The following is a 22,143-nucleotide window of genomic DNA, read 5'->3' on the forward strand; positions in this document are numbered from 1 at the left end:
CTTTTTCCGTTGTTTGTTAATGCAGCACATTCGTAATTTTTCCATCATTGCCCATATTGACCATGGCAAGTCGACCTTGGCGGACCGCCTGATCCAATATTGCGGAGGCCTGGCCGAGCGCGACATGGAGGCACAGGTGCTGGACTCGATGGACATCGAGAAAGAGCGCGGTATCACCATCAAGGCGCAGACGGCGGCCCTGCACTACAAGGCCAAGGACGGCCAGGTCTACAACCTGAACCTGATCGACACCCCCGGCCACGTGGACTTCTCCTATGAAGTCTCGCGTTCGCTGTCGGCCTGCGAAGGTGCGCTGCTGGTGGTCGATGCGTCGCAAGGCGTTGAAGCCCAGACGGTGGCCAATTGCTACACCGCGCTGGACCTGGGCGTGGAAGTGTTCGCGGTGCTCAACAAGATGGATCTGCCCAATGCAGACCCGGACAATGCCAAGGCCGAGATCGAAGATGTGATCGGCATTGATGCCAGCGACGCGATTCCCTGCTCGGCCAAGACCGGCATGGGCATTGAAGACATTCTGGAAGCCGTGGTGGCCAAGGTGCCGCCACCCAAGGGCGAGCCCGAAGCGCCCCTGCGCGCGATGATCGTGGACAGCTGGTTTGACCCCTATGTGGGCGTCGTGATGCTGGTGCGCGTGGTCGATGGCCAGCTCAAGAAGAACGAGCGCTTCAAGATGATGGCCACCGGCGCGGCCTATGAAGCCAACAGCCTGGGCGTGTTCACGCCCGCCAATGAGCCGCGCGATGTGCTCAAGGCCGGAGAGGTGGGCTACATCATTGCCGGCATCAAGGAGCTGAAGGCCGCCAAGGTGGGTGACACGATCACGTTGGAAAAGAAGCTGCCCAACAACCTGGGCCCCGCCAGCGCGCCGCTGCCGGGCTTCAAGGAAGTCAAATCCCAAGTGTTCGCAGGTCTCTACCCGACCGAGGCCTCCGAATACGACCAGCTGCGTGACGCGCTGGAAAAACTGCAGCTCAACGATGCAGCACTGCATTACGAGCCCGAGGTGTCGCAGGCACTGGGCTTTGGCTTCCGCTGCGGCTTCCTGGGCCTGCTGCACATGGAAATCGTGCAGGAGCGCCTGGAGCGCGAGTTCGACCAGGACTTGATCACCACCGCGCCCAGCGTGGTCTACCAGGTGCTCAAGGCCGATGGCGAACTCATCGATGTGGAAAACCCCTCGAAGATGCCCGATGCCGGCCGTCTGGAAGAGGTGCGGGAACCGATTGTGACCGTGCACCTCTATATGCCCCAGGACTATGTAGGCCCGGTGATGACCCTGGCCAACCAGAAGCGCGGCGTACAGATGGACATGGCCTACCACGGCCGCCAGGTGATGCTCACCTACGAAATGCCGCTGGGCGAAATCGTGCTGGACTTCTTTGACAAGCTCAAATCGGTCTCGCGCGGCTATGCCTCGATGGACTACGAGTTCAAGGAATACCGGGCCTCCGACGTGGTCAAGGTCGACATTCTGCTCAACGGCGAGAAGGTGGACGCGCTGTCCATCATCGTGCACCGTTCGCAGTCGGTCTACCGGGGCCGTGCGGTGGTGGCCAAGATGCGCGAAATCATCAGCCGCCAGATGTTCGACGTGGCGATCCAGGCGGCCATTGGTGCCAACATCATCGCCCGCGAAACCGTCAAGGCGATGCGCAAGAACGTGCTGGCCAAGTGCTATGGTGGCGACATCACGCGTAAGCGCAAGCTGCTGGAAAAGCAGAAGGCCGGCAAGAAGCGCATGAAGCAGATCGGCTCGGTCGAAGTGCCCCAAGAGGCGTTCCTGGCGATTCTGCAAGTGGACGATTAAGAAGAGAAGAAGCCAAAAGCAAAGCTATGCAACTCCTGACAACACTGATTCTGGCCGCCTTTGTGGCCTATATGGGCGCCTGGTACAGCGGCGCCATCGAAGGCAATTTTGCACTGCTGCTGTTTTTGGCCACGGTGATCACCGGCGCCTACTGGCTGGCGGAGCGCTTTTACTTCTTCCCCCGGCGCCAGGCGGCTGCCGCGCAGCTGGAAGTGTCGGCGGCCGAGCGGCGCCGGCAGCTCGATGCCCAGGGGATCGACAAGGTCGATGGCATCGACGTGCAAGAGGGCAAGACGCGCCTGCTGATGCAGCCCTGGTGGCTGGACTGGACCGCAGGCCTGTTCCCGGTGATCGCCGTGGTCTTCATCCTGCGCTCCTTCCTGTTCGAGCCGTTCAAGATCCCGTCGGGCTCGATGATCCCGACCTTGCAGGTGGGCGACCTGATCCTGGTCAACAAGTTCACCTATGGCGTGCGCCTGCCGGTGATCAACAAGAAGATCACCGAGGGCACGGCGCCCAAGCGCGGTGATGTGATGGTGTTCCGCTACCCGCCGCAGCCCAGCATGGACTACATCAAGCGTGTGGTGGGCGTGCCCGGTGACGAGGTGGCCTACATCAACAAGCGCCTGACGATCAATGGCAAGGTGGTGCCGACGACCAACCAGCCCGATTATTTCGAGCAGGATGCGATGCGCTACTTCAAGCAGATCGAGGAGCAGCTGGGTGACAAGACGCACCGCGCCATCATCAACCCGGATGTGCCCAATTTTGTCCAGGGCGTGACGGATTTCAAGTACAAGGACAACTGCCGCTACAGCGTCGAAGGCGTGACCTGCAAGGTGCCTGAAGGCCATTACTTCATGATGGGCGACAACCGCGACAACTCGCTCGATTCCCGTTACTGGGGCTTTGTGCCGGATGCCAACATTGTGGGCCGGGCCTTCTTTGTCTGGATGAATTTCGGTAACATCAAGCGTATCGGACCGTTTAACTAAAAAAGTTTTCTAAGAGGGATTGGCTATGCAGACTATGAAACAAGCACCAAGGCACCGCCAGCGCGGCATGTCGTTCATCGGTGTGGTGCTCTGGGGTTTCATCATCGTGGCCTTGGCCATTGTGGGCAGCAAGGCCGTCCCGATCGTGATCGAGAACATGAACATCAAGAAGGCCGCGGTCAAGGCCGCGCGCCAGGGCACTACGGTGCAGGAAGTGCGCGCCATCTATGAGCGCTCGCAGGCCATTGATGACATGACCTCGGTCAATGCCAATGATCTGGAAGTGACCAAGGACACGGACGGCAAGATTGTGGTGTCGTACAGCTACGAGCGCGATATCCCGCTGTACGGTCCGGCCTATCTGGTCTTCCGTTTTAACGATAGTGTGAAGTAGGTGGAATCAGAACTCAGCCGATTGCAGGAACGCCTGCAGTATTCCTTTGCGAACGGTGCGTTGCTGCAGCGAGCGGTAACGCACCGTAGTTTTTGTGCGGATCACAATGAGCGCCTGGAGTTTCTGGGTGACTCGGTGCTGGGCCTGGCGGTATCGACGATGCTGTTCCAGAAGCTCAAGGGCACCCCGGAAGGCGAGCTCTCGCGCATGCGGGCCAACCTGGTCAAGCAGGACACCTTGCACCAGATTGCGCTGCGCCTGCAGCTGGCCAAGGTGCTGCGTCTGGGGGAGGGCGAGTCCAAATCGGGCGGACGCGAGCGTCCTTCGATTCTGGCCGATGCGGTCGAGGCGATTATTGGAGCGGTTTACTTGGATGCCGGCTATACGCAGGCCGAGGCGATCGTGCATCATCTCTATGAGCGTGTCGAGATCTCGCAGCACATGCCCGCCGCGTCCAAGGATGCCAAGACGGCGTTGCAGGAGTGGCTGCAGGCACGCAAGAAATCGGTGCCGGAGTATGTGGTGACCGGCACCACCGGTGCTGCGCATGCGCAGACTTTCCATGTCGACTGTGTGGTGCCGGCCTTCCAGGCCCGCAGCGGAGGCGCTGGCGCATCGCGCCGCGCGGCCGAGCAGGCGGCAGCCGCCATCATGTTGCAACAACTGCAGACCCAGCATCGCTAAGCTTTTATGACCTCGAAAAAATCTCCTTCTCCAAGCGCTGCTGGCCAAGCCCCTGCAGAGCTGCTGCCTTCGGGCCAGACCCTCTCCGACCTGGACGCGATGCTGGCCGCCGCCAAGCCCGGTGCGACCGTGGCGCGCGTCAGCGCCCCCGATGCCGGCCAGGCCGAGGCGCCTGCCGCGCCAACCGGCCCCCAGCGCTGCGGCCTGATCGCCATCGTTGGCAAGCCCAATGTGGGCAAGTCCACGTTGATGAATGCGCTGGTCGGCCAGAAGATCTCGATCACCTCGCGCAAGGCGCAGACCACACGCCACCGCATCACCGGTATCCGCACGCAGGACAACACCCAGTTCGTGTTTGTCGATACGCCCGGCTTCCAGACCCGCCATTCGCGCGCGTTGAACAAGTCGCTCAACAAGACGGTGATGGGTGCCATCGGTGATGTGGACCTGATCCTGTTCGTCGTCGAAGCGGGCAGCTTTACGCTGGCCGATGCCAAGGTGCTGTCGCTGTTCAAGCCCGGCATTCCGACCTTGCTGATCGCCAACAAGCTCGACACCGTGCACCGCCGCCACGAGATTGCGCCCTGGCTGCGTGACATGCAGGAGCGCCACCCCTTTGCCGAGTTCGTACCGATGTCGGCCAAGAACAAGGGCGATATCGAGCGCCTGTTCGGCATCTGCGAAAAATACCTGCCCGAGCAGGCTTGGTTCTACGGTCCCGAAGAGCTGACCGACCGCAGCGAGAAGTTCCTGGCGTCCGAGACGGTGCGCGAAAAGCTCTTCCGCTTTACCGGCGATGAGCTGCCCTACACCTCGACCGTTGTCATCGACAAGTTCGACGAAGAGCCCAGCAAGACACATGGCCGCTTCATGCGCATTGCCGCGACCATCGTCGTCGAGCGCGATGGCCACAAGGCGATGGTGATTGGCGAGAAGGGTGAAAAGCTCAAGCGCATCAGCACCGAAGCGCGCCAGGAGCTGGAAAAGCTGCTGGACGCCAAGGTGTTCCTGGAGGTCTGGGTCAAGGTCAAGTCCGGCTGGGCCGATGACGAGGCCCGGGTCAAGTCCTTCGGCTACGAATAAGCACAACCCTGGCGCACCGTCTGCTATGCACGGGTTGCGCGCCCCGTGCGTGATACCGACCTCTTCTGTGGCCCCGCGCGGGCCACGCAATGCAACCCCCTGAGCCATGGCTGTCAAGCGCGTCAACGAGGAACCGGCCTATATCCTGCACCGGTATGACTGGAGTGAATCCAGCCTGGTGCTGGAGTGCTTTACCCGCCACCGGGGGCGCGTGGCGCTGGTTGCCAAGGGCGTCAAGAAACCCACTTCCAACTTTCGTCCGGTGCTGCTGGCCTTGCAGCCGCTGCGCCTGTCCTGGGGCATCGCGGGCGAGGGCGGCTCGGACATCCACACGCTCAAAAGTGCTGAATGGGTGGGCGGCCACACGATGCCGGTGGGCGGTGGCCTGCTGTCGGGCCTCTACCTCAATGAGCTGCTGATGCGGCTGCTGGCGCGCGAGGACCCTTTTGCCAACCTGTTCGACATCTATGCCGGTGTGGTGCGCGTGCTGGCCACCGACCATGGCGATGTGCTCGAACCCGTGCTGCGCGCCTTCGAGCTGCTGCTGCTGCGCGAGCTGGGGCTGCTGCCCTCGCTGGCGGCGCAGACGCTGTCGCTGCAGCCGCTCCAACCCGCCACGCGCTATGTGCTGGTGCCCGATGCCGGCCTGCGCGAGGCCCATGGACAGGACAGGGCAGGCCTGACCGGTGCACAATGGGAAGCCCTGGAGGAAGCGCTGTCGGCGGCAAATCCCTATCCGGCTGTTCTGAGGGCTTGCGTGTTGTGTGCCGGCGAGTTAAAAGTTCAGTTGCGTACGCTGCTGCAACACCACTGTGGTCAGCCGGTATTGCGTACGCGCCAGTTGATGATGGATATCCAATCGCTATGACTACCCCCGTGAAAACTGCCCTGTCTATCAACCTCAACAAGGTGGCACTGGTACGTAACACCCGCCACCTGGAGATTCCCAGCGTGACGCGTGCGGCACGGCTGTGCCTGGAAGCGGGCGCGCAGGGGATCACCGTGCACCCCCGGCCGGACGAGCGCCACATCCGCCCCGGCGATGTGGAAAAGCTCGCGGGCGTGATCGCCACCTGGCCGGTCAAGCGCGAGTACAACATCGAAGGCAATCCCTTCCAGAATCTGATGGACTATGTGCGCAAGTACCGTCCGCACCAGGCCACCTTTGTGCCCGATGGCGAGGACCAGTTCACCAGCGACCATGGCTGGAGCTTTCCGCAGGATGCCGAGCGCCTCAAGCCGCTGATTGACGAGTGCAAGGCCTTGGGTGTGCGCGTGAGCCTGTTCATGGACCCGATCCCGGAGCAGATGGCCGCTGCCAAGGCTGTGGGCGCCGACCGGGTCGAGCTGTACACCGAGCCGTATGCGGCCGCCTTTGGCACGCCCGAGCAAAGCACGCAGCTGGCGCGCTACGTGGCAGCCGCCAAGGCCGCGCAGGCGGTGGGCCTGGGCGTCAATGCCGGCCATGACCTGAGCCTGCGCAACCTGACCCCCTTTGTGACCCATGTGCCCCAGGTGCTGGAAGTGTCGATCGGCCACGCCTTTGTGACCGATGCGCTGGAGATGGGTTACGCCGAGGCTGTGCGTGCCTACCGCCGCTCGCTCGACGCCCGCGCCGATGGCGTGCTGCTGTAACCGCCCGCCCAGGTCTGTGACAGCATGATTTACGGTATTGGCACCGACATCTGTGATATCCGCCGCATCCGTGCGACCCTGGAGCGCCAGGGCGAGCGCTTTGCCCACAAGGTGCTGGCCGAGGGGGAGCTGGCTGTCTGGCGCCGCCGCAGCGAGCGCTGGCCCGACCGGGGCGTGCGCTACATGGCGACGCGCTTTTCGGCCAAGGAGGCCTTCAGCAAGGCCGTGGGCCTGGGCATGCGCATGCCGATGACCTGGCGCCACTGCGAGGTCATCAACCTGCCCAGCGGCAAGCCCGGCATCCGGCTGCATGGCGAGCTGGCCGCCTGGTTCGAGGCGCAAGGCCTGACGGCGCATATCACCGTGACCGACGAGGTCGACTACGCCGCCAGCTTTTGCGTGGTCGAGAAGCTCTGATTTCCGATCCTCCGGGCCCTGCCAGGGCCCGTTTCTGACTCTTTCGCATCCATCCATGCACGCTCCTCTGATCATTGATATCGCCGGCACGGCCCTGACCGATGCCGACCGCGCCCGTCTCGCACACCCGCTGGTGGGCGGCATCATCCTGTTTGCCCGCAACTGGGAGAGCCGCTCGGCGCTGGTGCAGCTGTGCGCGCAGATCAAGGCCATCAAGCCCGACCTGCTGATCTGTGTGGACCACGAGGGCGGGCGCGTGCAGCGTTTTCGCACCGATGGCTTCACACACCTGCCATCGATGCGGCATTTCGGCCAGATGTGGATGGACGACGGCCAGGGCAGCCGCAAACGTGAGGGCAGCGGTGCGATGCGGGCGATGAATGCCGCCACCGCTGCCGGCTATGTGCTGGGCGCCGAGCTGCGGGCCTGCGCGGTGGATTTCAGCTTCACGCCGGTGCTGGATCTGGACTACGGCGAAAGCTCGGTCATCGGTGACCGCAGCTTTCACCGCGACCCGCGAGTGGTGGCGATGCTGGCCAAGAGCCTGATGCATGGCCTGCTGCAGGCCGGCATGGGCAACTGCGGCAAGCATTTCCCCGGCCATGGCTTTGTCAAGGCGGATTCGCATGTTGCCATCCCCGTCGATGGGCGCAGCTTGAGCGCCATCCTCGCCGAGGATGCCGCGCCTTACCCCTGGCTGAGCAGCGTGCTGACGGCGGTGATGCCCGCCCATGTCATCTACCCCAAGGTGGACAAGCGCCCGGCCGGCTTCAGCGAGAAATGGCTCAAGGACGTATTGCGCACGCGCCTGCGCTATGACGGTGCGATCTTCAGCGATGACCTGAGTATGGAAGGCGCGCGCCGCATCAATGGCAGCGTGATCAGCTATACCGAGGCCGCGCTGGCCGCGTTGTCTGCCGGCTGCGACATGGTGCTGCTGTGCAACCAGAGCCTGGGCCTGGGCGCCCATGTGGACGAGTTGCTCGACGGCATGGACGATGCGCTGCGCAGCGGCCGCTGGCAGCCGGACGAAGATTCGGAATCGCGCCGCCTGGCGCTGCTGCCCGAGACGGTGCCCCAGCCCTGGGATGAGCTGATGCGCCAGCCGGCCTACCAGGACGCGCTGGACCTGCTGGGCTGAACCGCTTTTTGACGGAGGCGGCGGTTTAAGCCTCGCCTCAGCCCCGTCCTCTAGATTGCTCTCATCCCCTAGCTGGCAGAGAGCGATGCCCCTTCACCACCCTTTGCGCCGTGTGGCGCTGGCCGGCCGCGAGGCCCTGGCGCTGACCCGGCCGTATTTTGTTTCCGAGGACAAGGTCCGCGCCTGGGGCCTGCTGGCCGCCATCGTCGCGCTTAACCTGGCGGCCGTGTTCATGCTGGTGCAGATCAACAGCTGGAACCGGGTGTTCTACGATGCGCTGCAGAACAAGCAGGCCGATGTGTTCTGGCACCAGCTCTGGCGCTTTCTGTGGCTGGCGCTGGTCTACATCGTCATTGCAGTCTACAAGTTCTACCTCACCCAGCTGCTGCAGTGGCACTGGCGCCGCTGGCTGACCGAGCACCTGCAAGGCCGCTGGCTGGCCCACAAGGCCTTCTACCGCATGGAGCTGGGCCGCTACAGCGGCAGCCAGCAGATGCCGGACAACCCCGACCAGCGCATCCAGGAAGACATCAACCTGTTCAGCAGCTACACTGTGGCGCTCAGCATGGGGCTGCTCAACGCCCTGGTCACCTTTGTCAGCTTTGTCGGCATCCTCTGGGGGCTGAGCGCGGCGATGGATCTGGATCTGCCTGCCATGCTGGGCGGCGGCAGCCTGCATATTCCCGGCTTTATGGTCTGGATGGCCGTCGTGTACTGCCTGGTCGGCAGCGCGGTATCGCTGTGGCTGGGCAAGCCGCAGGTGGGTCTGAATATCCAGCAACAGCGCCTGGAGGCCAACTACCGCCACCACATGGTCCGGGTGCGTGAGCATGCCGAAGCCATCGCGATGGATGGCGGAGAGCGGGTAGAGGGCGAGCAGCTGCGCCTGCGCTTTGGCGATGTGCTGGGCAACTACCTGCTGCTGATCCGCCAGCAAAAGAAGCTCGCCTGGTTCACCAATTTCTTTGGCCAGGCCGCCGTGGTGTTTCCCTTCATCATTGCCGCGCCGCGCTTTTTCAGCGGTGCCATTCAGCTGGGCCAGCTGATGCAGATTGCCTCGGCATTCAACCAGGTGCAGGACGCGCTCAGCTGGATCGTCAACAACTACAGCGATATAGCGGCCTGGCGAGCCACCACGCGGCGGCTGGCGAGCTTTGACGCCGGTCTGCGCGCCCAGGCCCAAGCCCAGGGCCCGACGCTGGAGGCCGCTGGCCATCTGCAAACCCAGGGGCTGCAGGTAGCGCTGCCCGATGGCCGGGTGGTGATCGACAATGCGGCATTGCAGCTGGCGGCCGGCGAGGACGTGCTGATCAGCGGACGCTCGGGCAGCGGCAAATCCACGTTGCTGCGCAGCCTGGCCGGCATTTGGCCGTTTGCGCATGGACGGGTGCAGCGGCCGATGGACAGCATGTTCATTGCGCAGCGCCCTTATTTCCCCGATGGCAGCCTGCGCCAGGCCCTGGCCTACCCGCAGCCCGCTGCGGACTATGACGATGCCCAGCTGCAGGCAGCCTTGCGCGCCGCGCAGCTGGCACCGTTGGTGGAGCGGCTGGATGAGACTGCCGCCTGGAACGCCATGCTCTCGGGCGGGGAGCAGCAGCGCCTGGCGATTGCACGGGTGCTGCTCCAACGCCCGGCCTGGGTGTTTGCCGACGAGGCCACCAGCGCGCTGGACCAGGCGACCGAGGCCGAGGTCTATGCGGCGCTGGTAGCGCTGGTGCGTGCGCGCGGCGGATCGCTGGTGTCCGTGGCCCACCGCGACAGCGTGCAGGCCTTCCACAGCGGGCGCTGGCAGCTCGATGCGGCGCAGCGTGCGGTGCGGCCCGGGACGGGCACGCGCTAGTCCGTGCCCTGGGCCGCCGCAAGGCGACCCGGCTGCGGCGGACCAAAAAAATGCCTGCACGGGGCAGGCATTCGTCAGCGATGGCTGGTGGAGGCGGGGTCAGGCGACGGCGCCGACACCCAGCAGGGCGATCACCAGGAAGATCACCGTGATGGCGATGAAGATGAAGAAAAGGATCTTCGCGATTCCGGCGGCGCCAGAGGCTACACCGGTAAAGCCGAACACACCGGCCAGCAACGAGATCACCGCAAAAATAATGGCCCACTTAAGCATCGAACACCTCCTGTTGTCATGTGATGGTTGATCTTAAGCAGGGGGGCGAATCAGCGCCGTGGGCCGAAGAGGCAAGTACCGGTAGGCTGGCGCTGACAGCCGCCTGGAATGCGCGGTGTCACGGTACAGCGGGCGTATCGGCTGGCGCAGCCGGGCTGGCCTCTGGCGGCTGCTGGGGCGGGGGATCATCGGTCCAGCGACGCACCACCTTCTGGAAGATGTGGGTGTTGGGGATTTGCAGCACCACGCTTTGGCTGCGGTCCGCCACAAAATCTTCGAGTGTCGTGTAGAGCATGTTGATATCGACCACCCGGCCCTTGGCACCGGGCTTGTCCAGACCGTCCAGCACCTCGATGTAGTCGCCCAGCCGGTAGGGCCGCACGGTGAAGATCAGCACCGCGCAGAAGAAGTTGGACAGCACGCTCCAGGCAGCGAAGAAGGCCACGGCGCCGACCGCGGCAAAGCCGGAGAACGCCGTCCACAGCACGGTGGCGCTGACCCCCAGGCGCTCCAGAATCAACAGGCAGGTGCCGCCAATGATGAGCCAGCGCACCAAGCCCTTGACGGGCACGGCCAGCTCCAGCGGCCAGTGGTAGTGCTGGGCCACGCGGGTGATGAGCTTGCGGGTGACGTAGTTGAGCGTGATGGCCAGCAGCAGGATCAAGGTGATCTGTATCGCAGGCACGATGATGTCCACCCATTCGGTGGCCCATTCGGGAATCAGGAGTTTGAGTCGGTTCATGGCGGGAGCAGGGCGCGCAACGGGCGCCAGATGGGCCCGTGGTGGGGGATGCGCTGATTATCGATGACGATGGAGCGGGCTTCAGGCCAGCGGCAGCTGGCTTTGCTGGGCGCGGCAGGCTTCGTCATGCCAGTCGACCAGGGCCTGGATGTCCATGCCCATGCGGGACTGGCCCAGCTGCGCAATGAACTGGCAGGCGCTGTACCGCGCTGCCTGCTGGTCGTAGACATGCGTCCATTCAGCGCGTGCTGCCAGTTGGCTGGCAGCCACCGGCCAGCGCCGCACCTGCGGGCTGGGGCCGGACAGGCCCATGCGCCAGGGCTTGCCGGTCACGCGGGCGCGAAAGCACTGCTGCTGCAGGCACAGGCGCTGGTAGACCGGATCGACCTGCAACGCAGAGAACAGATCCTGCACCGCGCTGTCGCCGGGCCGCAAGGCCTCGTGGGTGACGATGATGCGCAGCCCCTTGGGCGTGCTGTAGACGCGCAGACCCCATTCGGGGTGCTGCTGGCTGAAGGCGGTGACCCGCTCCAGCGCCAACTGCCGGGGATCGGCGCTGCCGGCCTGTTTTTGGCGCAGGTTCAACCAGCGCCGCAGCCACAGCACCAGGACCACGGCCCCGCCCGCCAGCACCGCCATCGCGGGCAGCACGCCACCCTGCGCAAAGACGACGAAGCCCACCGCCAGCGCCAAGACAGCTGCGGCCAGCAGCGGTGCCGCACTGGGTGGCTGGGGTTGCGGCGGGAAGTCCATGTCGGCGATGGCGACATCGGGGGTGTTGAGGCAGTGCGCGCCGTAGCTGTTGCGCGTCATCACGGTCTGGCCGCGCTGGCCCAGGATCTCTTCCCGGATGGGGGTCTGGCCATTCAGGCCATATTCACCGAGCCGTTCCATGCGCTGAAAGCTGGCATCCAGATGGCGCAGTTGCGGGGCGCTGAGCACCTGGTCGAGCGCAGCCTGGGCGCGCTGTTGGGCATGGGCTTGTGCGGCTTCGGGGCTGTGGTCGGACCAGCCCCAGCGCTGCACGGTGGCGCCATGGCGCGGGCTGGTTTCATGTCGCAGGCGTGCTTGCGCCCAGTAACGGGGTATCTGCATGCAGGCCAGTATATCGGCGGCGGCAAGCCAAGAAAAAAGCGGCACAGGCTCTGGGCAGAGCCTGTGCCGCTGGGCGCTGCTGGCAGGCCAGGGGCCTGCCGCGCGCTTTATTGCTCCCGGCGCAGCGCGGGGAACAGGATGATGTCGCGGATGCTGGCGCTGTCGGTCAGCAGCATCATGAAGCGGTCGATACCGATGCCGCAGCCGCCGGTGGGTGGCATGCCGTACTCGAGCGCGCGCACAAAGTCGTGGTCGTAGTACATGGCTTCGTCATCGCCGCCATCTTTGGCAGCGACCTGGGCGTTGAAGCGCGCGGCCTGGTCTTCGGCATCGTTCAGCTCGGAGAAGCCGTTGCCGAACTCGCGGCCGGTGATGTAGAGCTCAAAGCGCTCGGTCACTTCGGGGCGGTCATCGTTGGCGCGGGCCAGCGGGCTGATCTCGGTCGGGTGCTCCATGATGAAGGTGGGGTTCCAGAGCTTGTCCTCGACCACTTCCTCAAAGTACAGCACCTGCAGGCTGGCCAGGGTGCGGCCTGCCAGCTTGTCCTTCTCTTCCTTCATGCCCAGCTTCTTCAAGGCATTGGTGAGCCATTCGCGGTTGCCCACGTTCTCGCCGGCATCGGTGTACTTGACGATGGCTTCGGTGATGGTCAGGCGCTCGAAGGGCTGGGTCAGGTCCACCGGCTTGCCGCCATAGCTCAACTCCAAGGTGCCCACGGCCTTCATCGCGGCGTCGCGGATCAGCGCTTCGGTGTAGTCCATCACATCGCGGTAGTTCCAGTAGGCCGCGTAGAACTCCATCATCGTGAACTCAGGGTTGTGGCGTACCGACACCCCTTCGTTGCGGAAGTTGCGGTTGATCTCGAACACGCGCTCGAAGCCACCGACGATCAGGCGCTTGAGGTAGAGCTCCGGAGCGATGCGCAGGTACATCTCCTGGTCGAGCGCATTGTGGTGGGTGATGAAGGGCTTGGCATTGGCGCCACCGGGGATCGGGTGCAGCATCGGGGTCTCGACTTCGAGAAAGCCGTGCTCGACCATGAACTCGCGGATGCCGGAGACCGCCTTGGAGCGGGCCACAAAGCGCTTGCGTGCGTCTTCGTCGGTCATCAGGTCGACATAGCGCTGGCGCACCTTCTGCTCCAGATCGGCCATGCCGTGGAACTTGTCGGGCATGGGGCGCAGGCTCTTGGTGAGCATGCGGATCTTGGTCACCTTGATCGACAGCTCGCCGGTCTTGGTCTTCATCAGCTGGCCTTCGGCGCCGATGATGTCGCCCAGATCCCATTTCTTGAAATCGGCGTACAGCTCCTCGCCCACCGCATCGCGGGTGACGTAGAGCTGGATACGGCCGGTGGCATCCTGCACGGTGGCAAAGCTGGCCTTGCCCATCACGCGCTTGAGCATCATGCGGCCGCCGACGCTGACCGTCAGTGCGGCAGCGTCCAGGTCGGCGGCGTCCTGCTCGGCGTGGGCCGCAATCAGATCGGCTGCGCGGTCGGCGGGCTTGAAGTCGTTGGGAAAAGCCACACCTTTGCCTTGGCGCTGTGCTTCGCGCAGGGCTTTGAGTTTTTCGCGGCGCTCGGCAATCAGTTGGTTTTCGTCGTGCGCAACCGGCGCGGTCTCGGGAGTGGTGTGGTTTTCAGACATGAAGAGGCCAGCATTGCGCTGGTAAACGGCCAAAACCTGTCATTTTAAGATTTTTAGCGTGCCCTGTGCCGGCAAAAGCCGTAGTGTCCGACTGCTGCACCGCTTTTCGTCCCTGGCACGCTGGGGGATTTGGTGGCACGGGACCTGGCCGCGGCCCTAGAATAACAGCTTGAAGCCCTTTGCCATTGGTCTGTCAGCTTCGTTTTTAATAGCAAATTTCGCATTCTCGGGATCGCTCCCGATTGGAAAACACCGATGCTTTTTCAAATCCTGTCCCTGCTGCTCAATATTGCAGGTGGTCTGCTGACCGGTGCCTGCCTGCTGCGCTGGTATATGCAGTACCAGCGCGTCTCCTTCAACAACCCGCTGGGGCAGCTGGTGCTGGCGCTGACCAGCTGGATGGTGCTGCCGCTGCGCAGGATAACCAAGGGCTTGCCCGGCGGCGACTGGGCCAGCATCCTGGGCGCCTGGTTGGTGCAGGTGGTCCAGTTTGTGCTGCTGTGGCTGGCGGCGGGGGGGCTGTCATCGCTGCTGTCGGTGCTGGTGGTCGCCACCATTGGCGTGGCCAATATCGGCATCTCCACGATGGTGGTGGTCACGCTGGTGCATGCGGTGCTGTCCTGGCTGTCGTCGGGCAACGCGGTGATGAATGCCGTGTTCTACCAGCTGACCGCGCCGCTGCTGCGCCCGCTGCGCAAGATCATTCCGCTGGTTGGCGGTGTGGACCTGTCGCCCATCGTGCTGCTGGTGGGTTTGCAGATCATCTCCATTATGCTGGCCCACCTGCAGTCGCGGCTGCTGCTGGCTGTGTGATCTGACACTTGTGGGGCGCAAGCCCGGACGCGAAAAAACCGCCTAGGGCGGTTTTTTTGTGGGGGTAGCGGCCCTGAGTAGGCCGCTGGGGTATCGGGGCCGATCAGGCCACGGCGTCAGCGGGCAGGCGCTGCAGCATGGCCAGGCTGCTGGCGATGCGGTCACGCAGCTCGCGGCGGTCAACGATCATGTCCACGCCGCCCTTTTGTTGCAGGAACTCGGCGCGCTGGAAGCCCTCCGGCAGCTTCACGCGCACGGTGTTCTCGATCACGCGCGGGCCGGCAAAGCCGATCAGCGCCTTGGGCTCGGCCATGACGATGTCGCCCATGAAGGCAAAACCGGCGGACACGCCGCCCATCGTGGGGTCGGTCAGCACGCTGATATAGGGCAGGCCCTTCTTGGCAAAGCGGGTCAGCGCGGCATTGGTCTTGGCCATCTGCATCAGGCTGAGCAGGCCTTCCTGCATGCGCGCACCACCGGTGGCGGTGAAGCACACGAACGGCACCTTTTGCTCGATGGCGGTTTCGACGCCGCGCACAAAGCGCTCGCCGACGACCGAACCCATCGAGCCGCCCATGAATTCAAACTCGAAGCAGGCGACCACCAGGTTGACGCTCTTGACCGAGCCCCCCATTACCACCAGCGCATCGGTCTCGCCGGTGTTTTCCAGCGCTTCCTTGAGGCGCTCTGGGTACTTGCGGCTGTCCTTGAACTTCAGCGCATCGACGGGCAGCACTTCCTGGCCAATCTCGTAGCGGCCTTCGGCGTCCAGAAACTGGTTCAGGCGCGCGCGCGCCGACATGCGGTGGTGGTGGCTGCACTTGGGGCAGACATTGAAGTTGTGCTCCAGGTCGGCCTTGTACAGCACGGCTTCGCAGGCTGGACACTTGATCCACAGACCTTCGGGCATCTGGCGACGCTCGGCCGGGTCGGTGTGCTGGATCTTGGCGGGTAACAGTTTCTCTAGCCAGGACATGGTTGTTTTCCTTTGCTCTCGCACTCGTCGGGCTGCGCACGGCGCAGCCCAGGAGGCGCATTATGCGTCAAGCGCCTTGCGGATGCCACGCAAAAAATCGGAGACCAGCGCCACGACTTTCTCGTGCGGCTGGTTTTCGATCAGCTGGATGATGCGGGTGCCGATCACCACGGCATCGGCCACCTTGCCGATGGCCTGGGCCGTCTGCGCATCGCGAATGCCAAAGCCTACGCCCACAGGGATATGCACATGCTGGCGGATTTGCGGCAGCATCGCTTCGACGGCGCCGGTATCGAGCGTGCCCGCACCGGTAACGCCCTTGAGCGAGACGTAGTACACATAGCCGCTGGCCACGCGCGCCACTTGCTGCATGCGCTCCGGCGTCGAGGTGGGCGCCAGCAGGAAGATCAGGTCCATGCCATGCGCACGCAGATCGGCCGCAAAGGCTTCGCATTCTTCGGGCGGGTAGTCTACCACCAGCAGGCCATCGACTCCGGCGGCAGCGGCATCGCGCACAAAAGCGCCTTTGCCGTGCACCTGTTCGTAGCGCTCGACCGGGTTGGCATAACCCATCAGCACCACCGGCGTGGTGTTGTCCTTCACGCGGAACTCGGCCACCATCGCCAGCACCTGCTTCATGCCAATGCCCAGCGACAGGGCCTTCTCCCCGGCTTTCTGGATGACGATGCCGTCGGCCATCGGGTCCGAGAAGGGCACGCCCAACTCGATCACGTTGGCGCCCGCATCGACCATGCCGTGCATCAGCGCAGGTGTGATGTCGGCAAACGGAAAGCCGGCGGTGACATAAGGAATCAAGGCCTTGCGGCCGGCCAGCTTCAGCTGGTCAAAAGTAGCGGCGATACGGCTCATTTGGTGTAGCTCCCCTTGACGGCCACGCCGCGGCTGGAGGGTTGGGCATAAAAGTCGACGCCCGAGAGATCGGCCACCGTGCCAATGTCCTTGTCGCCCCGGCCCGACAGGCTCACGAGGATGGACTGGTCCTGGCGCATGGTCTTGGCCAGCTTCATCGCATAGGCCACGGCGTGGCTGGATTCCAGCGCCGGGATGATGCCTTCGGTGTGGCACAGGTAGTGGAAGGCATCGAGCGCCTCCTGGTCGGTGATGCCGACATACTGGGCACGGCCGATTTCCTGCAACCAGGCATGCTCGGGGCCGACGCCGGGGTAGTCCAGGCCGGCGCTGATGGAATGGGTCTCGGTGATCTGGCCGTTGTCGTCCTGCAGGATATAGGTGCGGTTGCCATGCAGCACACCGGAGGATCCCCGCTGCAGCGATGCGGAGTGCTTGCCGCTGTCCAGGCCTTCGCCAGCCGCTTCGACGCCTATCAGGCGCGTGTTCTCATAGGGGATATAGGGGTAGAAGATACCCATGGCATTGCTGCCGCCCCCGACGCAGGCAATCACTGCATCGGGTTGCTCAGCGGCCATGTTCTGTTCCTTGAACAGCGCCGGCATCTGGGACAGGCACTCGTTGCCGATCACGCTCTGGAAATCGCGCACCATCATCGGGTAGGGGTGGGGGCCGGCCACGGTGCCGATGATGTAGAAGGTGTTGTCCACATTCGCCACCCAGTCGCGCATGGCCTCGTTGAGCGCGTCCTTCAAGGTCTTGCTGCCCGACTCGACCGGCACCACGGTGGCGCCCAGCAGCTTCATGCGGTAGACGTTGGGGCTTTGGCGGCGCACGTCTTCGCTGCCCATGTAGACCACGCATTCGAGGCCATAGCGGGCGCAGATGGTGGCAGTGGCCACACCGTGCTGGCCGGCGCCGGTCTCGGCAATGATGCGCGGCTTGCCCATGCGCTTGGCCAGCATGGCCTGGCCGATCACATTGTTGATCTTGTGGGCACCGGTGTGGTTGAGGTCCTCGCGCTTGAGGTAGATCTGCGCGCCACCCATCTCGCGCGACATGCGCGCTGCGTGGTAGACGGGCGAGGGGCGGCCGACATAGTGGGCCAGCTCGTACTGGAATTCGCGCAGGAACTCCGGATCGTTCTGGTACTTGTCATAGGCCTCGCGCAGCTCGACCAGGGCGTGGGTCAGGGTTTCGCTGGCAAAGCTGCCGCCATAGGGGCCGAAATGGCCCGCAGTATCGGGTTGCTGGTATTCAAACATGGAAGGGATTCTTGGCAAGTAGTGTGTCAGCGGCACGCACGGCTGCGACAAACTGTTGGATTTTTTCGGCGTCCTTGGTGCCCTTGATGGCCTTGCCATCGGCACCGGTCCTCTCAACGCCGGAGCTCACATCCACCGCGAGCGAGAGGCAGCGCGGTCTGACTTGCACAATGCCATCGGTCACGTTTGCAGGCGTGAGTCCACCAGACAAAACGAGATGAGAGGCTACGTTTGTTGGAAGCAGTGACCAATTGAATGCTTTGCCGCCACCGCCGAACCCCTCGACATGGGCGTCGAGCAGGATGGCCTTGGCGTGTGAATATCGATGGGCATATTCTACGAGGTCGAACTGCACCGCAGCGTCGCCAAGGGGTATGCGTGCGGCGCGCAAAAAGCTGCGCTCGCCGCCGCCGGTCGATGCCAGGCATTGCTCCGGGGTCTCATCCCCATGGAACTGCGCGATCGCGCCGGGCACCTTGCCGCAGGCGGCCATCACCTGGGCAGGCGGTTCATTGACAAACAGCAGCACTGGCGTTACAAAGGCCGGCAGGCGGCGCGCCAGCTCGGCGGCGCGCTCGGCGGTCACGGCCCGGGGGCTGGCGGGGTAGAGCACAAAGCCAATGGCATCCGCCCCGGCGGCCACGGCCGCGTCCACGTCCTGTTCACGCGTCAGGCCACAGATCTTGATGCGGGTGCGGCCCGCAGTTGCTTGCATCGCAGTCAATGGAACTCCTTGTTCAGGCAAACCAGTCAAAAGAAATGGCCTCGGTGGGCAGGCCCCAGTGCGCATCGTACTGGGGGCCCAGAAAGTACAGGCCGTCGGGCGAGAAAGTGGGAGCAGCGGTCTCGCGGCTGCGGGCCTGCAGCACCTCCTGCATCCATTGCGGCGGCTTGGTGCCCTGGCCAATCACGACCAGACAGCCCATGATGTTGCGGATCATGTGGTGCAGAAAGGCGCTGCCCTGGAAGTCAAAGCGCCAGTAGCACGAAGGCACCCCGTCGCGGGAGGCACTAGGGCGTTGGGCGCTGCGGCCAATGTGGATCGCATACAAGGTCTTGACCGGCGACTTGGCCTGGCAGCCGGCAGCGCGAAACGACGAGAAATCGTGCTCGCCCAGCAGGTACTGCACCGCGCGCTCCATGGCCTGCAGGTCGAGCGGCTGGAACACCCAGCCGACCCGGCCAGCCTCGACGCTGGGGCGCACCGGCGACTGCAGCAAGGCATAGCCATAGCGGCGCGATGTGGCGCAGGCCCGGCTGTGAAACGCGTCCGGCACGGTCCGCGCCCACTGGACGGCGATGTCCTTGGGCAGAAAGGTGTTGGTGCCGCGCACCCAGGAGGCCTCGGTGCGTTCCACAGGGGCGTCAAAATGCACCACCTGCATGAGGCCGTGCACACCGGCATCGGTGCGGCCTGCGCAAATGGTGGAGATGGGGGAGGCGGCAAAGCGGCTCAGCGCCGCTTCGAGATGGTCTTGGACAGTGTTGCCGCTGGGCTGGCTTTGCCAGCCCTGGTAGGCCTGTCCGTTATAGGTGATGCCCAGGGCGATTCGCATGGCGCCATCATAAAGCGGCTGGCGCACCCGGCCATGAAAAAGCCCCGCAGAGCGGGGCTTGCCGGAGAGGGCCTGCCGCTCAGCGGCTTTGGTCCAGCAGGCGCTGGGCCTGGGCCTTGACCGTGGCGCTGGACGATTCAGCCATGACTTCCTCGGCCAGTGAACGGGCGCCTTCCTTGTCGCCGATGGCCAGGAATTCCTGGGCCAGGGTCAGCTTGGTGGCCAGCGGGTCGCTGTCATCGATCTCCAGACCGGCCATGTCATCGGCCAAGGTGACCGGATGCGTATGGTCTGGCTCGCCGGAGCCGGGCAGATCCAGCGACAGTGAGGTCATGTCGAAGTCCATCGTCGGCATGCTCTTGTCGCTGATGGGCATCTGCGCGGTGCTCTGGCTGTCGAAGTCGCTCAGCTGGAAGTCCAGTGCTCCGGGCTGGGTCTCCAGACTCTGGGCGGCGCTGTGGCTGGCGCTGGGCGACAGCTCCGACGGAATGCTCAGCGCTTCGGCCAGCTGGCGGTCAAAGTCTTCCATCGACAGCGCGGGCTTGCCAGCGGCAGGCGCCAATGCCTCGAAGGCCAGACCGGCATCGGCTGCAGGCGCTGCAACCGGGGCTGCAGGTGCTGCCGCTTGGAACTGAGAGGCCGCATCCGGGGTTTCGGTCAGCTGGCTGCTCATCGCGAAATCCAGACCGGTGGACGGGCTGAATGCGCTGGCAGGGCTGCTGGACGGTGCGATCGCAGTGGGTGGCAGCGTGTTCTCGAACGGGATCGGTTCGGCGCGCGCAGCAGCGGCAGCGGCGGCCAGCGCGGCAGGCGTGGCGATCTCGGTAGCAGACGGCACCGCAGCGGTGTTGTTCTGGTAGACCGGGTTGGCGGCGTCCAGCTCCTGGCCGAGCGCGGCAATGCGCAGCCAGTCAGGGCCGGCGCCACCCGTGATCTGGCGGGCATCCTTGGCAATGCTCTCCAGCGCCAGGCGGTCCTTGCGCTTGGCATAGATCTCGGCCAGCTTTGCATGCAGGGCGCTGCGGGTCGGGCTGGTGCGCAGCGCTTCCTTGAGGATTTCCTCGGCCTGCAGATCACGGCCATAGGCCAGATAGACATCGGCCTCGGCCACCGGGTCCACATCGCCAGCGTCGAGCTGGCTGGGCGTGTAGGCGAGCGAGGAGTTGCCGGTGGTCATCGCGCTTACCGAGGTGTCGATGTGCTGGCCGCCGCTGGCGCCAAAGAACGAGTCCTGGGCCAGGCTGCTCTCGAGCACGGAATCGGTGGCCGCGTGGACCCCTTCCTTGCGCTTTTTGTTGCGGTACCACAGGCCGCCCAGCAGCGCCAGGATGGCCAGGCCGCCCGCTGCTGGCAGCAGCGGGTTGTCCAGCAGCTCATCGACAAAGCTGGGCTCTTCGACGGGCGCAGGTGCTGGTGCAGGCGCGGGCTTGGGGGCAGGGGCAGGAGCCGGTGCAGGCGCTGCAGAGTCGCTGGCAGCCGCAGCAGGCGCGGGCGCGGTGGCTGCTGGGGTGGCAGGTGCTGCCGGTGCTCCCGGTGCAGGCGCGGATGCAGCAGGGGCCGGAGCCCCAGGCGTGGCAGCAGGCGCTGCAGCCGCAGCGGTCGTGCCCGCAGCAGGGACAGTCGCCGAACCGGCGGGCTTGCTGTCTGCGGGCGCAGCAGCGGATGCCCCGGCGGCGGCAGAGCCTGCAGCGGCTTGCTTGAGCTTGTTCAGCTCCTCGATGTTCTTGTTCAGCTCGGAGGTGCGCTCCTGGGCGGCATTGGCCTGCTGGGCACTGGCAACGCTCGCTTCTGCGGACTTGGTGCCCTTGGCGGCTTCCTTGCTGAGCTTGAGCTGGTCCGGTGCTACGCTCTGGGGCTTCTTGTCGTCGACCGAGGCTTCCACCTTGCCGCTGGCGGCACGGGTATCGGTGGCGACCTGGGCCGGTGCTGCCTTGGCGGCGAGCTGGCTGCGGTAGCTGTTGAAATCGCGGCTTTGTGCGGCCACCATCTGGCGTGCCTGGCGTGGCGAGACGGCCCGGGCCTGTTCGGCCGATGGCATCGTCAGGGTTACGCCGGCCTTCATGCGGTTGACGTTGCCGCCAACAAAGGCATGGGGGTTGCTTTGGACCACCGCAATCAGCATCTGGTCCAGCGAGATATCGGCGGGCTTGTTCTGGGCCGCAATGCGGCCTAGCGTGTCACCCCGCTGGGTGCGCACGGAGTCGCCGCCGGTGTTGTTGCTGGAGGTGGCAGGAACATTGGCGCGCGCCGGGGCCGCAGGGCGCGGTGCGGCGGCGGTGCGTGCGGCCGGCGCAGGTGCTGGCGTGGCAGAGGCCAGCGGCTCCTCGATCACCCGCACGGGAGGCGTGGGCGGGCGGGCAGCTGGCGCGGCGGCAGCGCTGAGCTGCGGGGCCACGGTGACGGCTGGTTCAGACTTGCGCAGGTTGGGTGGATCGAACAGCATCGTGTAGCTGCGCACCACTTGGCCGGAGTTCCAATTGGCGTCGATCACATAGTCGACAAAGGGGTCGTTGACGGGGCGCTGGGTAGTCAGCACGATGACGGCCGTGCCATTGGCTCGGCGCTGCAGCTGGGCGCGCACGGCGCTGGCGGTGCCTGAGTAGTCCATGCCCTGGGTGCGGAACACGGCCGACGAGGCCGTCTTGACCTGCAAGGTGTCGGCCTCGGCGTCCGTGATCTGCGGCACTTCGATTTCCGCGCGCAGCGGTTCGCCCAGTGCAGATTTCACATTGATCTTGCCCAGCGCGAGTGCTGATGCTTCCCCTGTGTACAGGCCAAAGGCTGCCATGGCGGCGGCAAGCGCAGTGATTTTCCAGCGATGCATAGTGCTATTTGATTGAATAGTAGAAGCGTGCGGGGTTGTTTTTGTACCCATGAGAAAGCC

At 64.4% G+C, this 22,143-nt stretch carries 21 protein-coding genes; 11 read left to right on the forward strand and 10 right to left on the reverse strand.

The window, feature by feature from the left end; translation table 11 throughout:
* The first annotated feature begins 19 nt into the window (after positions 1–19).
* The 10 genes from lepA (at position 20) to AB7A72_RS18650 (ending at position 10,020) form a co-directional block, all read left to right on the forward strand.
* A complete protein-coding gene (gene lepA, locus AB7A72_RS18605; protein WP_312833853.1) occupies positions 20–1,828 on the forward strand; it encodes a translation elongation factor 4 in 1,809 nt (602 codons plus the stop codon).
* Between the two features lie 26 nt (positions 1,829–1,854).
* The gene (gene lepB / locus AB7A72_RS18610; protein ID WP_239809194.1) at positions 1,855–2,823 is read left to right on the forward strand and encodes a signal peptidase I; all 969 of its coding nucleotides are present in this window, start codon (positions 1,855–1,857) and stop codon (positions 2,821–2,823) included.
* Between the two features lie 25 nt (positions 2,824–2,848).
* On the forward strand, positions 2,849–3,217 hold the full coding sequence (locus AB7A72_RS18615) for a DUF4845 domain-containing protein (protein ID WP_373449979.1): 369 nt from the start codon (positions 2,849–2,851) through the stop codon (positions 3,215–3,217).
* Positions 3,218–3,901 (forward strand): ribonuclease III, encoded by a 684-nt coding sequence (gene rnc / locus AB7A72_RS18620; RefSeq protein WP_239809193.1) that lies wholly within the window; start codon positions 3,218–3,220, stop codon positions 3,899–3,901.
* A 6-nt stretch (positions 3,902–3,907) separates the two neighbouring features.
* Positions 3,908–4,984, forward strand: coding sequence for a GTPase Era (gene era, locus AB7A72_RS18625; protein WP_394680463.1), 1,077 nt, complete (start codon positions 3,908–3,910; stop codon positions 4,982–4,984).
* A gap of 106 nt (positions 4,985–5,090) precedes the next feature.
* Complete coding sequence (recO, locus tag AB7A72_RS18630; RefSeq protein WP_230775147.1) at positions 5,091–5,852, forward strand: DNA repair protein RecO; 762 nt, start codon at positions 5,091–5,093, stop codon at positions 5,850–5,852.
* Positions 5,849–6,619, forward strand: a complete 771-nt coding sequence (locus AB7A72_RS18635) for a pyridoxine 5'-phosphate synthase (RefSeq protein ID WP_239809192.1) — start codon at positions 5,849–5,851, stop codon at positions 6,617–6,619. Before recO ends, AB7A72_RS18635 begins: the two co-directional genes overlap by 4 nt.
* Before the next feature lie 24 nt (positions 6,620–6,643).
* Positions 6,644–7,036, forward strand: coding sequence for a holo-ACP synthase (gene acpS / locus AB7A72_RS18640; protein ID WP_239809191.1), 393 nt, complete (start codon positions 6,644–6,646; stop codon positions 7,034–7,036).
* A 55-nt stretch (positions 7,037–7,091) separates the two neighbouring features.
* Complete coding sequence (nagZ, locus tag AB7A72_RS18645; protein ID WP_369460799.1) at positions 7,092–8,177, forward strand: beta-N-acetylhexosaminidase; 1,086 nt, start codon at positions 7,092–7,094, stop codon at positions 8,175–8,177.
* An 85-nt stretch (positions 8,178–8,262) separates the two neighbouring features.
* On the forward strand, positions 8,263–10,020 hold the full coding sequence (locus AB7A72_RS18650) for an ABC transporter ATP-binding protein/permease (RefSeq protein WP_369460800.1): 1,758 nt from the start codon (positions 8,263–8,265) through the stop codon (positions 10,018–10,020).
* A gap of 99 nt (positions 10,021–10,119) precedes the next feature.
* On the opposite strand, the gene AB7A72_RS18655 is transcribed toward AB7A72_RS18650, so the two are convergent.
* From AB7A72_RS18655 to lysS, 4 genes are all read right to left on the reverse strand, one after another.
* Positions 10,120–10,293, reverse strand: a complete 174-nt coding sequence (locus AB7A72_RS18655) for a DUF1328 domain-containing protein (RefSeq protein ID WP_021026435.1) — start codon at positions 10,291–10,293, stop codon at positions 10,120–10,122.
* Between the two features lie 118 nt (positions 10,294–10,411).
* Entirely contained in the window at positions 10,412–11,035 is a 624-nt protein-coding gene (locus AB7A72_RS18660) for a mechanosensitive ion channel family protein (RefSeq protein ID WP_239809188.1), read from the reverse strand.
* 81 nt (positions 11,036–11,116) lie between these two features.
* Positions 11,117–12,130, reverse strand: a complete 1,014-nt coding sequence (locus tag AB7A72_RS18665) for a hypothetical protein (RefSeq protein WP_369460801.1) — start codon at positions 12,128–12,130, stop codon at positions 11,117–11,119.
* A 107-nt stretch (positions 12,131–12,237) separates the two neighbouring features.
* Positions 12,238–13,779 carry a lysine--tRNA ligase gene (lysS, locus tag AB7A72_RS18670; protein WP_312463269.1) on the reverse strand — a complete coding sequence of 514 codons (1,542 nt, stop codon included), beginning with the start codon at positions 13,777–13,779 and terminating at the stop codon, positions 12,238–12,240.
* Between the two features lie 255 nt (positions 13,780–14,034).
* Between lysS and AB7A72_RS18675 the strand changes: the two genes are divergently transcribed.
* A complete protein-coding gene (locus AB7A72_RS18675; RefSeq protein ID WP_369460802.1) occupies positions 14,035–14,592 on the forward strand; it encodes a YggT family protein in 558 nt (185 codons plus the stop codon).
* A 103-nt stretch (positions 14,593–14,695) separates the two neighbouring features.
* On the opposite strand, the gene accD is transcribed toward AB7A72_RS18675, so the two are convergent.
* The 6 genes from accD to AB7A72_RS18705 all read right to left on the reverse strand — a co-directional run bounded on the left by accD (position 14,696) and on the right by AB7A72_RS18705 (position 22,083).
* Positions 14,696–15,568: an acetyl-CoA carboxylase, carboxyltransferase subunit beta gene (accD, locus tag AB7A72_RS18680; RefSeq protein WP_133855407.1), complete on the reverse strand. Its 873-nt coding sequence runs from the start codon at positions 15,566–15,568 to the stop codon at positions 14,696–14,698.
* A gap of 60 nt (positions 15,569–15,628) precedes the next feature.
* Positions 15,629–16,438 carry a tryptophan synthase subunit alpha gene (gene trpA / locus AB7A72_RS18685; protein ID WP_312413093.1) on the reverse strand — a complete coding sequence of 270 codons (810 nt, stop codon included), beginning with the start codon at positions 16,436–16,438 and terminating at the stop codon, positions 15,629–15,631.
* Positions 16,435–17,703, reverse strand: coding sequence for a tryptophan synthase subunit beta (trpB, locus tag AB7A72_RS18690; protein ID WP_239809183.1), 1,269 nt, complete (start codon positions 17,701–17,703; stop codon positions 16,435–16,437). The genes trpA and trpB overlap by 4 nt, the downstream gene beginning before the upstream one ends.
* Positions 17,696–18,418: a phosphoribosylanthranilate isomerase gene (locus AB7A72_RS18695; RefSeq protein WP_369460843.1), complete on the reverse strand. Its 723-nt coding sequence runs from the start codon at positions 18,416–18,418 to the stop codon at positions 17,696–17,698. Before AB7A72_RS18695 ends, trpB begins: the two co-directional genes overlap by 8 nt.
* A gap of 22 nt (positions 18,419–18,440) precedes the next feature.
* Positions 18,441–19,259, reverse strand: a complete 819-nt coding sequence (gene truA / locus AB7A72_RS18700; RefSeq protein WP_239809182.1) for a tRNA pseudouridine(38-40) synthase TruA — start codon at positions 19,257–19,259, stop codon at positions 18,441–18,443.
* Between the two features lie 79 nt (positions 19,260–19,338).
* The gene (locus AB7A72_RS18705) at positions 19,339–22,083 is read right to left on the reverse strand and encodes a FimV/HubP family polar landmark protein (RefSeq protein ID WP_369460803.1); all 2,745 of its coding nucleotides are present in this window, start codon (positions 22,081–22,083) and stop codon (positions 19,339–19,341) included.
* Positions 22,084–22,143: the final 60 nt, after the last annotated feature.

This window comes from Comamonas sediminis, assembly GCF_041107495.1.
In the GTDB taxonomy this organism is placed as follows: domain Bacteria; phylum Pseudomonadota; class Gammaproteobacteria; order Burkholderiales; family Burkholderiaceae_C; genus Comamonas; species Comamonas sediminis.